General features: G+C 68.2%; 9 protein-coding genes. 3 read left to right on the forward strand and 6 right to left on the reverse strand.

All coding sequences use genetic code 11. From position 1 onward, the window contains the following. Positions 1-6: 6 nt before the first annotated feature. From ETC07_RS12215 to ETC07_RS12225, 3 genes are all read left to right on the forward strand, one after another. Positions 7-1,881 (forward strand): IucA/IucC family protein, encoded by a 1,875-nt coding sequence (locus tag ETC07_RS12215; RefSeq protein ID WP_240724637.1) that lies wholly within the window; start codon positions 7-9, stop codon positions 1,879-1,881. Further along, the gene (locus ETC07_RS12220; RefSeq protein WP_136248800.1) at positions 1,875-2,738 is read left to right on the forward strand and encodes an HpcH/HpaI aldolase family protein; all 864 of its coding nucleotides are present in this window, start codon (positions 1,875-1,877) and stop codon (positions 2,736-2,738) included. The genes ETC07_RS12215 and ETC07_RS12220 overlap by 7 nt, the downstream gene beginning before the upstream one ends. 104 nt (positions 2,739-2,842) lie before the next feature. After that, positions 2,843-4,756, forward strand: coding sequence for an IucA/IucC family protein (locus ETC07_RS12225; RefSeq protein WP_240724638.1), 1,914 nt, complete (start codon positions 2,843-2,845; stop codon positions 4,754-4,756). A gap of 239 nt (positions 4,757-4,995) precedes the next feature. Here the strand turns inward: ETC07_RS12225 and ETC07_RS12230 are convergent, their stop codons facing one another. From ETC07_RS12230 to ETC07_RS12255, 6 genes are all read right to left on the reverse strand, one after another. Beyond that, the gene (locus tag ETC07_RS12230) at positions 4,996-5,619 is read right to left on the reverse strand and encodes an RraA family protein (RefSeq protein WP_136248801.1); all 624 of its coding nucleotides are present in this window, start codon (positions 5,617-5,619) and stop codon (positions 4,996-4,998) included. A gap of 227 nt (positions 5,620-5,846) precedes the next feature. After that, positions 5,847-6,905 (reverse strand): FecCD family ABC transporter permease, encoded by a 1,059-nt coding sequence (locus ETC07_RS12235; protein ID WP_136248802.1) that lies wholly within the window; start codon positions 6,903-6,905, stop codon positions 5,847-5,849. A gap of 2 nt (positions 6,906-6,907) precedes the next feature. Next, on the reverse strand, positions 6,908-7,906 hold the full coding sequence (locus ETC07_RS12240; protein WP_136248803.1) for a FecCD family ABC transporter permease: 999 nt from the start codon (positions 7,904-7,906) through the stop codon (positions 6,908-6,910). Next, positions 7,900-8,922 carry an ABC transporter substrate-binding protein gene (locus tag ETC07_RS12245; RefSeq protein ID WP_136248804.1) on the reverse strand — a complete coding sequence of 341 codons (1,023 nt, stop codon included), beginning with the start codon at positions 8,920-8,922 and terminating at the stop codon, positions 7,900-7,902. Before ETC07_RS12245 ends, ETC07_RS12240 begins: the two co-directional genes overlap by 7 nt. Beyond that, positions 8,919-10,400 (reverse strand): DHA2 family efflux MFS transporter permease subunit, encoded by a 1,482-nt coding sequence (locus ETC07_RS12250; RefSeq protein ID WP_136248805.1) that lies wholly within the window; start codon positions 10,398-10,400, stop codon positions 8,919-8,921. Before ETC07_RS12250 ends, ETC07_RS12245 begins: the two co-directional genes overlap by 4 nt. A 255-nt stretch (positions 10,401-10,655) precedes the next feature. Continuing rightward, positions 10,656-12,824 carry a TonB-dependent receptor gene (locus ETC07_RS12255; RefSeq protein ID WP_240724639.1) on the reverse strand — a complete coding sequence of 723 codons (2,169 nt, stop codon included), beginning with the start codon at positions 12,822-12,824 and terminating at the stop codon, positions 10,656-10,658. Between the last annotated feature and the right edge of the window lie 184 nt (positions 12,825-13,008).

Here is a 13,008-nt window from a genome sequence, read left to right on the forward strand (position 1 = left end):
CGCGTTATGCCGCCGGCCACGGCCATCGAGGACGATTCCGACGCCCCGCTATCCACTGCCACGCCGTTCGGCGCCGCGACGGACTGGCGCCATCACGCCCGCATCGAGCGGCGAGTCGTCGGCCAGCTGCTGCAGACCCTGCTCTTTGAGGACGTGCTGCCCTATGAGGCAGTCGCCGAGCCGGCATTCGGCAACACCGGGGCGACACGATTCGCCCTGACCCTGGGCGAGCGTCGCTATCGTGTCGGCGGTTGGCAATGCCACAGCTTCGATCTGATTCGCCTCGATCACGCCACCCTGGCGGTCGAGGGGCCGTCGGGATCGACGGAGCCGGTGAGCCTGCAACGGTGCCTCGAGGATATCGAGACGGCCCTGGGCGAGGCGACGATCCAGCCTGGCTTCGTCAATGAATTGACCCAGACCCTGATCAAGGACCTGCAGTCGGCCGCCTGGCCGGTGCCCTATACCGAGACACCGCAGGCGCTGGGCGCCGATGCCCTGGAGCAGTACTTCACCGACGCCCACAGCTATCACCCCTGCTACAAGTCGCGGCTCGGCTTCTCCCTGCGCGACAACCAGCGCTACGGGCCGGAATTCGCCCGGCCACTGCGGGCCCTGTGGCTGGCCGTGCCGAAACGCCTGGCCCATCAGGGCGCCGTCGACGGCTTGGCGCTGGCCGATCGGGTCGCCGAGGACGCCGGCCCGCGCGTGCTGGCGAGCCTGGACGACTACCTGGCCCGGCACCAACTGGCGCGAGACGAGGTCGTGCCGATGCCGGTGCATCCCTGGCAGTGGGAAAACGCTCTGGTGCCGGCGCTCTACCCGGAGCTCGCCAGCGGCGAGATCGCCGTGCTGGGCGAGGGTGAGGCGACCTATACCGCCCAGCAGTCGATTCGCACCCTGGCCCCAGGCGAGTCGGAAAAGCCCTATCTCAAGCTGGCGATGAGCATCACCAATACCTCCAGCACCCGCATCCTGGCGCGCCACACCGTGACCAACGGCCCCATCATCACCCAGTGGCTCCAAGGACTCATCGACACCGACGCCACCGCCAGGGGCGCGGGATTCGTGATCCTCGGCGAGGTGGCCGGCGTGGCGCTGGACGAACGGGCTTTCTCGGAGGCCCGCTACGACGACGTCTACGGCCAGGTCGGCGCGATCTGGCGCCAGAATATCGGCGACTTCCTCGAGGGCGGCGAAGGCGCCGTGCCCTTCAATGGGTTGAGCCAGTTCAGCCGAGACGTTGAGGGCGAGCCCGACGGCCCCTTCATCGCGCCCTGGGTGGCGCGCCACGGGCTGGAGGCCTGGACCCGGCAGCTCGTGCGTGTCGCGACCCTGCCGATCATCCACCTGCTGTTCGCCGAGGGCGTGGGCATGGAATCCCACGGCCAGAACATCGTGGTCATCCATCGCGACGGCTGGCCGCTGCGGGTGGCGCTGAAGGATTTCCACGACGGCGTGCGCTTCAGCACCGCCCATCTGGCTCGCCCCGAGCTGGCCCCGGCCCTGGCGCCCGTGCCCGAGCGTCATGCCGCCCTCAACCGCAACTCCTTCATCGTCACCGATGACCCGGAGGCGGTCCGCGACTACTCCTGCGATGCCTTCTTCTTCATCGCCCTGGCGGAGATGGCGATCTTCCTGCAGCGGCACTTCGGCCTGGCGGAATCCCGCTTCTGGGCCATGACGGCGGAGGAGATCACGGCCTACCAGCGCGCCCATCCCCAGCACGCCGAGCGTTACCGCTGCTTCGATGTCTTCGCGCCCCAGTGGGAGGTGGAGGCCCTGACCCGCCGTCGACTGTTCGGCGACGAGGCCCCCCAGATCAAGCACGTCCCCAATCCGCTGGCGGCCTTCGCGCCGGGCGAGGAGGACGCATGCTGAGGACCAACCGGCTCAAGCGGGCGCTGGCCGCAGGCCAGGAGGTCCACGGCATCATGGCCTCGCTGCCCACGGCCGCCTCCATCGAGCTGATCGCCGAGGCGGGCTTCGACTTCGTGGTGATCGACACCGAGCACGTGCTGATCAACCCGGAAACCGTCGAGCACATGATCCGCACCGCCGAGAGCTACCAGTTGACGCCCCTGGTGCGGGTGGCGGATGCCGATCCCAAGACCCTGCTGCGCCTGCTCGACGGCGGCGCCCAGGGGATCGTGCTGCCCAATGTGGAAGACGCCGCGACCCTCGCGCGTGCCGTGGCCGCCTGCAAGTACGCCCCGGAGGGCCAGCGCAGCCTCAACGCCGGGCGGCCCGGATCCTTCGGCAAGGCCTCCCTGGCGGACTACGTCGAGGCGGCCAACCGGGAGATCCTGGTGGTCGCCATGATCGAGAGCCGCCAGGGCGTGGAGCGGATCGGCGACATCTGTATGGTGCCGGGCCTCGACCTGGTGCTGGAAGGGGCGGCGGACCTGTCCCAGTCCCTGGGGGTGACCTGGCAGTCCGGCCATCCCGAGGTCGTCCAGGCGCTGGAGGCGGTCCAGCGCACGGCGAGCGAGCACGATGTTCCCTATTGCGCCTTCCTGCGTGACGCCAAGGCCAAGACCCGCTGGCGTGCGCGGGGCGTCAGTACCTTCATGCTGGGCGACGAGCGTGGCATCGCCTTTCGCGCCCTGCAGCGGGCGCTCGGCGAGGTCCGAGCGCCGGTAGAAAACGATGGCCGGGCGCCGGTGGCAAGCGATTTTCGGGCGTCGGTAGAAAACGATGGCCGGGCGCCGGTGGCGAGCGAGGTCCCCGATCCATGAAGTCTCCGATGGCGAATGTTTCTTCCACGGCGAATCGGCCGGGCGATGGCGCCCTCGAGCGTGCCGATCCCTCTCTCTCCTTCACTGCTATGGAGTGCACGACCATGAAATCTCTCGATGCCCAGCGCCATGCCGAGGCGCAGATCCTGCAGTCGCTGGTGGATGGCCTGCTGGTCGAGGGCCTGCTGGATGACCTCGGCGCGACCTGGCAGGCGCCCTTTGAGGCCGACGAACGGCTCGCCCGACTGCCGGCGTTCCGGCCCCACCTCGCCGATCCCGAGGCCCGTGTCTGGCGCTGGCCGCAGGGCCCGCACCGGGGTATCGTCATGCTGCTGCGGCCCGGCATCGCCCAGGCGTGGGAGAAGGCGGCCCACACGCCGGTGATCCTGTGGGATCACGACGGCGGGGACGGGGTCTCGCTCGATCCCGTGGCCTTCATGCGCCGGGTCTTCGGGGCCGCGTCCGACGACGATCAGGCCCTGAGCCAGGGTCAGAGCGTGTTCCTCCAGGCGCTGGCCGATAGCCTTCGGCAGGCGCAGAGCTCGGTGGACCACCGGGTGGAGACCCACCACCTGCCGGGGCGCGACACCGCCGCGCACTTCGCGATCATGGAGCAGTGGGCGTCGCTGCTCGACCGGCCTTACCACCCCACGGCCAAGGCCAAGCAGGGGCTCAGCGAGGCCGAGTATCGCGCCTACATGGCCGAGTTCAACGCCCCCATCCGACTGCGCTGGGTGGCGATGGCCCGCGACCGGGTGATGACCGGCGCCGGCGTCGATGAAGATTGCCCCGCGCCGGTGCAGTGGCTCGCCGGTGACGCGGCTCGCCAGGCCCTCGAGGCGGAACTGGCGTCGCGGGGCCTGGCCAGCAGCCACGTCGCCATTCCCGTGCATCCCTGGCAGCACGAGCACGCGCTGCCCCGTTGGTTTGAGGCGGCCTTCGCGGCGGGGGACTGCGTCTCGCTGGACACGGTCACCGAGCCCTGGCTCGCGACCTCGTCGCTGCGCTCGTTGGCCCCCACCACGGCGAGCCCGCACTTCCTGAAGCTGCCGATGGCCATCCATTCGCTGGGTGCTTCCCGCTACCTGCCGGCGGTCAAGATGGCCAACGGCGATCTCAGTGCCCGCCTGCTGCACCAGGCCAGGGACAAGGACACCCGGCTCGCCGAGGGGCTCCACCTGTGCGACGAGGGCAAGTGGTGGGCCTATATGCCGGAGGGGGCGACGCTGTTCGACGAGGCACCGCGGCATCTCTCGGCCATGGTGAGAAGCTACCCCCGCGCGCTGCTGGACGACCCGGGCGTGCGCCTGGTGCCCATGGCCACCCTGGGCACGCCGCTGCCGGGGGGCGAGCATCATGTGTTCGACGACTGGCTGGCCCAACGCGGCATGTCCGCCGATTCCGCCTCGGTGCGCGCGCTGTTCGGCGAGCTCTGCGACACCTTCTTCGACATCAACCTGCGGCTGTTCCGCCTCGGCATGCTGGCGGAGGTGCATGGCCAGAACGCCGTGCTGGTGTTCGAGGAGGGCCGCTGCCAGGGGCTGCTGCTGCGCGATCACGATTCCCTGCGGATCAGCGTCGCGCGCCTGGAGCGGCACGGCATGCAGGACCCTTGCTATTGCATCAAGCCTGGCCACGCCAACACCCTCTATCACGACAGCCTCGAGGCCCTGCTGTTCTGGCTGCAGACCCTGGCGATCCAGGTCAATCTGCGCGCGATCATCGACACCCTGGCGGAGTACTACGCGCTGCCCGCTCCCGAGCTGTGGAGAGTGATGGCCGCCCGCCTCGAGGCTCGCATCGACGCCATCCCCTTCGACGATCATGATCGCGACATGCTCAAGGAGCGGCTCTTCGAACGAGAGCGGTGGCCCTACAAGCGGCTTATCGCGCCGATCATCGAGCGAGCCGGCGGGCCGGGCAGCATGCCCTTCGGCACCAGCTCGACCTGCAACCCCTTCCTTCGGGTCGGCCGACCCGCCCAGCAAACGGTCGCCGAGGCGCTGACCGAGGCCTGAACTGCCACAACGGCCGACCCTTGAGGAAGACACCGCCCGACATATCGTCGGGCGGTGTCTTATGGGGGCGGCATGTTCAGCGCAGAGGCGTTGTCAGGGAAGCGCTGAACAAATTGGCGAGCGGGATGAAGCGCAAGGCGCCCGCAGCGCAGCAACCGGAGCCTATGGGATATAGGTGAGGCTTGCGAGCAGCGCGTAACGCAGCGACTCGCCCGCGCAGACATTTGTACGGTGCTTCCCTAGCGGAACCACTCGGGAAATTCGGCCTCCAGGGCATGGCGTTTTTCCTGCTCCTGAGCCTGCTTGGCCTCGGCGGCGTCGGCCAGGGCGTCGGCACGATGCGGCGGAACGACGAAGAGGCCGTCGTCGTCGCCCACCACCAGGTCGCCCGGGTGGATGGTGACGCCGTCGATGGCCACCGGCACGTTGATCTCGCCCTCCAGCTCCAGCGCCCGGGTGGTCAGGGGGCTGGTGGTGCGGGCGTAGGTGGGCAGGTCGAGCCGGGACAGGGCGTCCCAGTCGGTGATGGCGCCGTTGGTGACCACGCCGGCGAGCCGCTTGCGCAGCGCCGCGTAGGCGCGAAACTCGCCCCAGCAGGCGCGTCGTTGGTCGCCGGATGTGTCGATCACCAGCACGTCCCCCGGCCCGGCCATCTTCAACGCCTCGCGGATGATGCTGCCGTCGACATGGGGAATCCTCACCGTCAGGGCGGTGCCGAGCAGCCGCACGGGACGCCGGATCGGCGAGAGGGCGGTGATGGCGCCGAAGTCGGTGAAGTGTCCCAGGGTGGAGGTGGCAATGGCGTGATAGCGCTGCCGTTGTCGCTCGGTGATCGTGTCCTGACGAGGGACGATATGGAACATGGGCTCTCCTTGCTGGGTCGAGGGGGCTGACCGCTTCGCCTTGTCCCCGGCGGCCATTACCAACGTGTGTCTGGAAACACGCTCCTAGGCTTTGTCTGAAAAGTCGGCGAGCGAAGGCCAGACAAGGAAAAAATCGGCGAAAAGACGGAGTTTACGGGGTGTAAATGAGTACTTTGAGTCGTTTTTTAACGCCGTATGGCCGAGCGCAGCCAGTTTTCGGACAGAGCCTAGTGACGCTGGCCGCGGGTGCGATGCAATAGATAGACGAAGAAGGGCGCGCCCACCCCCGAGACGAAGATGCCGGCGGGGAGGTCCTTGGGCAGGAAGGCCACCCGACCGAGCAGGTCGGCGTAGAGCACGATCAGGGCGCCCACCAGGGCGGCGGCGGGCACCAACCGGGCGAAGCCCCGGCCCACCAGGCGGGACGCGATATGCGGGGCGATCAGGCCCACGAAGCTGAGTCCGCCGGCGAAGGCCACGGCCGCGCCCGCCAGGGCCACGCTGCAGGCCATCAGCACCAGCCGGCTGCGCAACAGGTTCACCCCCAGCCCCTGGGCCACTGCATCACCCAGCGCCATGGCGTCCATGTGCCGGGCATGGGCCAGGCACAGGGGAAGGGCCACCAGCAGCCAGGGCAGCATGCCCAGCACGTCCTGCCACTGGGTGGCGTAGAGGCTGCCGGTCAGCCACACATAGGCGGTCATGGCGGCGGCATCGTCGCTGATCACGATCAACAGGGTGGTCAGGGCCCCCATGGCGGCGGAGAGCCCGATGCCGACCAGCACCAGGCGCGAAGGGCTGACGCTGCCCTTCCAGGCCAGCAGGAACACCAGCAGGGCGGCGATCAGCGCACCGATCAGTGCGGCGGCCGGCAGCCAGTGGATACTCAATGTGGTGCCGGCCAACGCCAGGAAGGTCACGGCGGCAAGTGCAGCGCCGCTGGTGATGCCGATCACGTCCGGCGAGGCCAGCGGGTTGCGCACCATGCCCTGGAGGATGGCGCCGGCCACGGCCAGGGCCGCGCCCACCAGCACGGCCAGCAGGAGGCGCGGCAGGCGCAGCTCCCAGACGATGAAGGCGATATCGCTGTGCTGGGGCGAGGCCAGGGCGTGCAGTATTTCACCAAACGAAGTGGGGAAGCTGCCGAGGCCGAGCGACAGGCCCATGCTGGCCAGCAGCACCAGCCCGAGCAGGCCCAGAAGGCTTAAGTAGCGCGCCCGGCCGGCATCGGCGGTGGCCGCACTCGAGGGCGTCAGGCGATGGTTCAGGGAAGGGGAGTGGGTCATGGTCAGGCCGGCTTCCTGCGCGCCAGATGGATGAAGAAGGGCGTGCCGATCAGCGCGGTCATCACGCCCACCGGCACGTCCTGAGGCGCCATCAGGAAGCGCGAGGCCACATCGGCCAGCAGCAACAGGCTGGCGCCCAGCAGGGCACAGGCCGGCAGCAGCCAGCGGTGGTCGACGCCGAAGAGCCCCCGGGCCATGTGCGGCACGATCAGGCCGACGAAGCCGATCATGCCGGCCAGCGCCACCGAACTGCCGGCCAGCAGGATCACCGCCAGGCCAAGCAACAGCTTGATGGTGCCGGCGCGCATGCCCAGCCCCTTGACCATGTCATCGCCCAGCAGCAGGGCGTTGGCGTGGCGGACGAGCAGGGCGCACAGCAGCAGGGCGGCGCCGAACAGCGGCAGCAGCGGCACCACCAGTGCGAGCTCGCGGCCGGAGACGGAGCCGGCGAGCCAGTACAGCACGCTCTCGAAGCTTTGGCGGTCGATGATCAACAGGCCCTGGCTGAACGAGACGAACATGGCGGTGACGGCCACCCCCGCCAGTACCACCCGCAGCGGCGACAGCTCCCCATGACGGCCGCGGCTCAGCAGCACCACCAGGCAGGCCGCCACCAGGGCTCCCAGTAGTGCCGCCCAGACCACCTCGGCCGGAGCGTGGAGGGGCAGCAGCGAGACCGCGATCACCACGAAGAACATGGCCCCGGCGTTGATCCCGAGGATACTCGGCGAGGCCAGCGGGTTGCGGGTCAGGGTCTGCATCAGGGCGCCGGCGATGGCCAGGCTTGCGCCGACCAGGGCGGCGATCACCGCCCGCGGCAGGCGTTCCGTGAGCAGGATGATATGCGCGACCCGGCTGGGGTCGTAGTGCAGCAGCGCCTCGCGGAAGTTCGGCCAGGCGATCTCGGTGGTGCCCAGCATGACGCTCGCCACGAAGGCCGCCATGACCAGTGCCAGGCCCAGCAGCAGCCCGGCGATTCGAGAGAGTCGGTGATTCAGCATCCGGCGGGCTCCTCGTCTCGCGTCTGGATCAGCGCGGATGCGGCGCAGGTGGCGGCCGGCGCGGTGGATGGGTGGGGTTTCTCCAGCCCGTAGTGGGCGTAGAGATCATCGAGCATGGCGTTGGCGGCGAGGATGCCGCCGCCCATGATCCAGTTCACCGCATCCACCTCGTAGACACGCTCGCCTTCCACGGCGTCCAGCCGCTGCCACAGGGGGTGGGAACGCCAGTGTCGGTAGTTGCGGGCGATGGCGGGGTCGTCCGGCTCCAGCAGCACGAAGATCACGTCGGCGTTCAGGACGGGAATGTTCTCCTCGCTGGTCAGCTTCATGCCCCAGCCCTGGTCCTGCACGGCGTCCGGTTGCTCGAAGCCCAGCTCATCGAGGACCGAGCCGGCGAACCCGGTGGAATAGAGACGCACATGGTCGCTCTTGAAGCGCACCACCGCGGCCTTCTGTGGCCAGGCGTCGCCCAGGGTGTCTTCGATCCGCCGGCGAAAGTCGGCCACTCGAGCGTCCCAGTCCTGCATCAAGGCGCGGGCCCGGGCCTCCCGGCCGGTGGCCTCGGCCACCAGCGCAAGGCTGGCCTTGAAATCGAAGACGCTGCCGGTGGCGACGGTCGGCGCGATCTGCTCCAGCAGCGGCCGGACCCGCTCGTGGCGAAAGCGTGTGGCCACGAGCAGGTCGGGGTCCAGCCAGGCGACCTTCTCCAGGTTGGGCTGGGTCTCCAGGCCGACATGCTCGACGCCTTTGAGCGCGTCGCGCAGGTAGCGATACATGGGCTTCTCCAGCCAGGAATCGACGACGCCCACCGGCGTGAGGCCGAGCGCCACCGCGCTGTCCGTCGCCCCCTGGTAGAGGGTGACGACGCGCTCTGGCGTGGCGGGGACGCGAGTGTCGCCGAAGGCATGGGTGACGAGGCGCCCGTCGCGGGTATCGCCGGCGGTGGCGCCCAGCGGCACCAGAGCCATCAGCAACGCCGCCAGCCAGTGGCGTCGGGTCCGGGCACGAGGGGTCATTCCGGCCTCCTGGGGGATACGGGGTTCAGGGCGTGTTCGGGGGCGCAAGCCGTGCAGGCGGCGTCGCCTGACGAGGCAGGCGCTTGCCGGGTCACGGCGCGTCCCAGCCTCCAGGCCAGCGGCAGGCAGAGCGCAGCGATCGCCGCCAGGGCCAGGAAGGCCTGATGGAGGGCGGAGGCGCTCGCCTCGGCATAGGGCATCCCTCGCTGCAGCGCGGCATTCACCGCCGTGTCGTAGTAGAGGGAGAGCGCGACGATGCCAAGCGACGAGATCAGTCGCCTGGCCATGTTGTTCATGGCCGAGGCCTGGGCGACGCTGTGCTCGGGAAGGTCCCGCATGCCCACGGTGGTGGAAGGCAGATAGGCGCCGCCGAGGCCGAGGCCGCGCAGGCCCATCCAGGCCGCAATGATCCACACCGGCGTGGCCTCGCTCAGGGTAGCGAGCCCCGCGAGGCTCACCAGGGTGACCAGCAGCCCGGCCCCGATGCACCACTGCGGTGGGTAGCGATCGATCAGCCGTCCCGCCATCGGCGAGCAGCAGGCGGCGGCAAGGGCGGTGGCCAGGAATACCAGCCCGGTGGTCAAGGGGCCGAAGCCCAGCGTGGCCTGCATCCACAGTGGTACCAGCAGGATGCAGCCGAACTGGATGATCGCCTGCAGACAGGCCAGGATGACGCTTAAGCGATACCCCGGACGGGCAAACAGCGAGAGATCGAGCAGCGGTGCCTCGGTGCCTCGCTCGATGCGCACGAAGGCCACGAGGGCCAGCAGGCCGGTGGCGAGGGGTAGCAGGGCCTCGAGGCGCAGCAGGTCCGTCAGCGTTTCCACGCGACTCAGCGAGAAAAGCACCGCCCCCATGCCCAGGGTGATCAGCACGAAGCCGGGCAGGTCGAAGCGGCGCCGGCGATTGGCGGGGTCGGCCGAGAGATAGCGGTAGCCACACACGAGCCCCAGCAGCGCGAAGGGCATGTTCATCACGAACAGGGCCCGCCAGTGGCTGACCTCGAGCAATAGCCCGCCGACGCTCGGGCCGATGGCCGGGGCGATCATCACGGCGAAGCCCCAGACCCCGCTGGCGCGGCCTCGCTGGTCGCTGGGGTAGGCGGAGAAGATCAGCGACAGCGACAGCGGAATCATCAGCCCCGCCGCCACGCCCTGCAGCCCGCGGGCGAGGGTGATGCCGGCCAGGCTCTGGGCCAGGGCGCCGAGGGCGGAGCCGGCCAGAAATCCCCACAGCCCCAGCAGGTAGATGCGCTTGCGGCCGAAGCGGTCGGCCAGGTAGCCGGTCAGCGGCATGGTCATGCCCATGGTGATCATGAACAGGGTCACCACCCAGCTGACGTCCGTGGCGCTGGCATCGAAGACGGCCATCAGCTCGGCCACGGCGAGGTTCAGGGCGCTGTTGTTGAGGCTGACGGTGAAGGTGCCCAGCAGCACGCTGAACAGCACCTTGCCGCCAGGCGTGGACGTATTCGACATGGACACTCACGGCGTGGGGCACGGCAGGCGTCGGCCGGGAAGAACGGCGCTACCATCGGCATCATGGGGCTGAAGGATGACACGGCATGGCTGCAAATGCAAAGCGTTATCAATTGGGTGCGATGGCGTGAGCCGTGAGGAAGGCACGCTGGGCGGGCCTGACGCGCCAGGCCGGGCGCCTCGGCGATCGGGTGAGCCAAAAAAAGCGGCGCCTCATGGCGCCGCTCAACAAGCCAGTTCAATCGGACGCGCGGTTCAGAAGTCGAGCTGGTAGCTCAGGGTGAGGGTGCGGCCTCGGCCCTTGAAGTACAGGTCGTCTTCGAGTGTGGAGGACTGCGGGAACGACTGTGAGTAGTAGGTGAAGTAGTCCTTGTCGGCGAGGTTCTCGATGCCCAGGCTGGCGCGGCCCACCGGCAGGCGATAGGACAGCGAAGCGTCGACCAGGCCATAGCCGTCGAATTCGAGCGCCGGATCGTCGAAGCTACGATCACGGTAATAGCTGTACTGCAGATGGGTGGAGAGCTTGTCGTTCCAGGCCGCGCTCCAGCCGAGCTTGAGGGTATCCGGCGCGATGTCCCGGCCGGTCAGTTTGGTGTCGACCTGGCCGTCGCCATCAGCGTCAGACTCGCCCTCGGCATGGGTGTAGGTCAGGCGCAGCTGGTGGGCGTCGCTGACCCGGGCCTCACCGGTGATCTCGTAGCCCTGGATCTCGGTCTTTTCGCGCTGCACCCGGTAGTTGCCCTGGGCATCGGGTTTGATGCGCTGACCGAGGTCGGAGTTCGACTCGTAGTAGCTCAGCTCGAGGCCGTAGCGGTCCCAGTCGAAGCGGGCGCCGATCTCGCGGTTGTCGGTGACGATGGGCGAGAGGTCGATCAGGGTATCGACGTCCTGGCCGGGGGAGCCGACACCGCGCAGCACCCGGCCGACGTCGGGCATGCCGAAGCCTTCCGAGTAGTTGGCGTAGAGCTGGGCCCATTCGGTGGCCTGATAGACCAGGCCGGCGTTGAACAGTGTCTCGTCGAAGTCGGGATTGCCGCCGTCCACCGAGACCCCGTCATTCTCGACGCTCGTATCGCGGTCCACGGTCGAGTAGTCGTCGACGTTCAGCTGGGCATGCTCCTGGCGGACCCCGGCATGCAGGCTCAGCGAGTCGGTCAGCGCATAGTCGCCCTGCAGGAAGGCCGCCATGTTGCGGAACTGACTCTCTGGCACATACTGGCGGTCCGTCTTGACCAGCACCTGCTGGGTCTCGTCCTGCAACAGGTCGAGGCCGGTGGTCAGGGTCAGGCGATCGTTAAGCAGGCCGTCGCGGCTCAGCGTGAACTTGGCGCCGACCTTGTCGGACTCGTTGCGGGTATGGTCGTAGAGGGTATTACCCGCGGTATCCTGATAGGGGAAGGAGCCGAGACCGGTGGCCCCGAACTGGGCGCGGAAGCGTTGGGTGTACAGCTGGGCGTCCAGCTCGTTGCCGTACCAGTCGGCGTGGGAGTAGGACACCCGGGCGGTGGTCGCCTCGTTGTAGCCAGGGTCGCTGGCCGGGGTGCCCTTGCGTGCCGTGGTGGCGATGCCTTCGGAGCGATCCCCGGATACCGGCACGTAGTCGTCGTTCATCTCGAGATCGTAGTGATTCAGCGACAGTTCGAGATTCTGGTCGCCGTCGATCCAGTAGCCCAGCTTGCCGAAGAAATCATAGCTCGCGGAGTTCTGGACTTCGCCATGATAGGCGATGCCGACCAACTCGTCGTTGCCGTCGTAGAACACGCCGCGTTCTTGACGGCTGGCGGCCACTACGTAGTCCCAGTCGCCGGTCTGGCCGCTGAGGCGGTAGTCCAGCTTGTGGCCGAAGCCATCCGAATCGACGTCGTCGTCGCTGGTCAGGCTGATGCCGGCATGCTGGCGGATTCCGGCGCCGTCCGGCTTCTTGGTCACGTAGTTGATGATGCCGCCGGTGGCGCCCAGGCCGTGCTCGGCGCTGGCGCCGTGGATCACCTCGATGCGCTCGACCATGGACAAGTCGATGGTGTAGCTATCGCGGCCCCCGTCGCGCAGCGGATTGGACTGGGGCACGCCGTCGACCATGAACAGCACCGAGCGGCCGCGGAAGGTCTCGCCGGTGTTGTTGAGCTTCTGGCGGCTGGGCGAGTAGGAGGGAACCAGGTTGCTGAGCACCTGGCTCGGGTCCTGGGTGATCGCCAGCTGCTGCTCGATCTGCTCGCGGGAGATGACCGTGATCTTCTGCGGGGTCTCGCCTTCGCTGCTGTTGTTGCGGGTGGCGGTGATCACCAGCGGGTTCAGCGTCGAGTCGTCGGCGCTATTGTCGGTGCCTGCCGTGGTGGCGGTCTGTGCCAGGGCCGAGGCGGGCAGGGCGGAGCAGAGCGCGAGGGGCAGCAGGCGCAGTCGGGCATGGCGAGGTCGTGCAGGCATGGGCATGGCGAGGTGGATCCCTTGTTCGATTCGATAAGATGGCGTTGTTGTTATCGGCAGTAGGTGAAGCACAAAGCCGAACGATAAACTTTTTCATTTGCGCCTGCAATGTGATGCCCGCCATGAGTGTCGGTGGATTGACGCCGGCGCCTCGAAGCGGACAATGCCTGTCGCCCCTCAAGAC

This window comes from Halomonas borealis (assembly GCF_004798905.1).
GTDB lineage: Bacteria > Pseudomonadota > Gammaproteobacteria > Pseudomonadales > Halomonadaceae > Halomonas > Halomonas borealis.

Excerpts from the sequence above, each read along its gene's own strand:
- ETC07_RS12215 (WP_240724637.1), top strand. The coding sequence starts at position 7 with ATGCCGCCGGCCACGGCCATCGAGGACGATTCCGACGCCCCGCTATCC.
- ETC07_RS12220 (WP_136248800.1), top strand. The coding sequence starts at position 1,875 with ATGCTGAGGACCAACCGGCTCAAGCGGGCGCTGGCCGCAGGCCAGGAG.
- ETC07_RS12225 (WP_240724638.1), top strand. The coding sequence starts at position 2,843 with ATGAAATCTCTCGATGCCCAGCGCCATGCCGAGGCGCAGATCCTGCAG.
- ETC07_RS12230 (WP_136248801.1), bottom strand. The coding sequence starts at position 5,619 with ATGTTCCATATCGTCCCTCGTCAGGACACGATCACCGAGCGACAACGG.
- ETC07_RS12235 (WP_136248802.1), bottom strand. The coding sequence starts at position 6,905 with ATGACCCACTCCCCTTCCCTGAACCATCGCCTGACGCCCTCGAGTGCG.
- ETC07_RS12240 (WP_136248803.1), bottom strand. The coding sequence starts at position 7,906 with ATGCTGAATCACCGACTCTCTCGAATCGCCGGGCTGCTGCTGGGCCTG.
- ETC07_RS12245 (WP_136248804.1), bottom strand. The coding sequence starts at position 8,922 with ATGACCCCTCGTGCCCGGACCCGACGCCACTGGCTGGCGGCGTTGCTG.
- ETC07_RS12250 (WP_136248805.1), bottom strand. The coding sequence starts at position 10,400 with ATGTCGAATACGTCCACGCCTGGCGGCAAGGTGCTGTTCAGCGTGCTG.
- ETC07_RS12255 (WP_240724639.1), bottom strand. The coding sequence starts at position 12,824 with ATGCCTGCACGACCTCGCCATGCCCGACTGCGCCTGCTGCCCCTCGCG.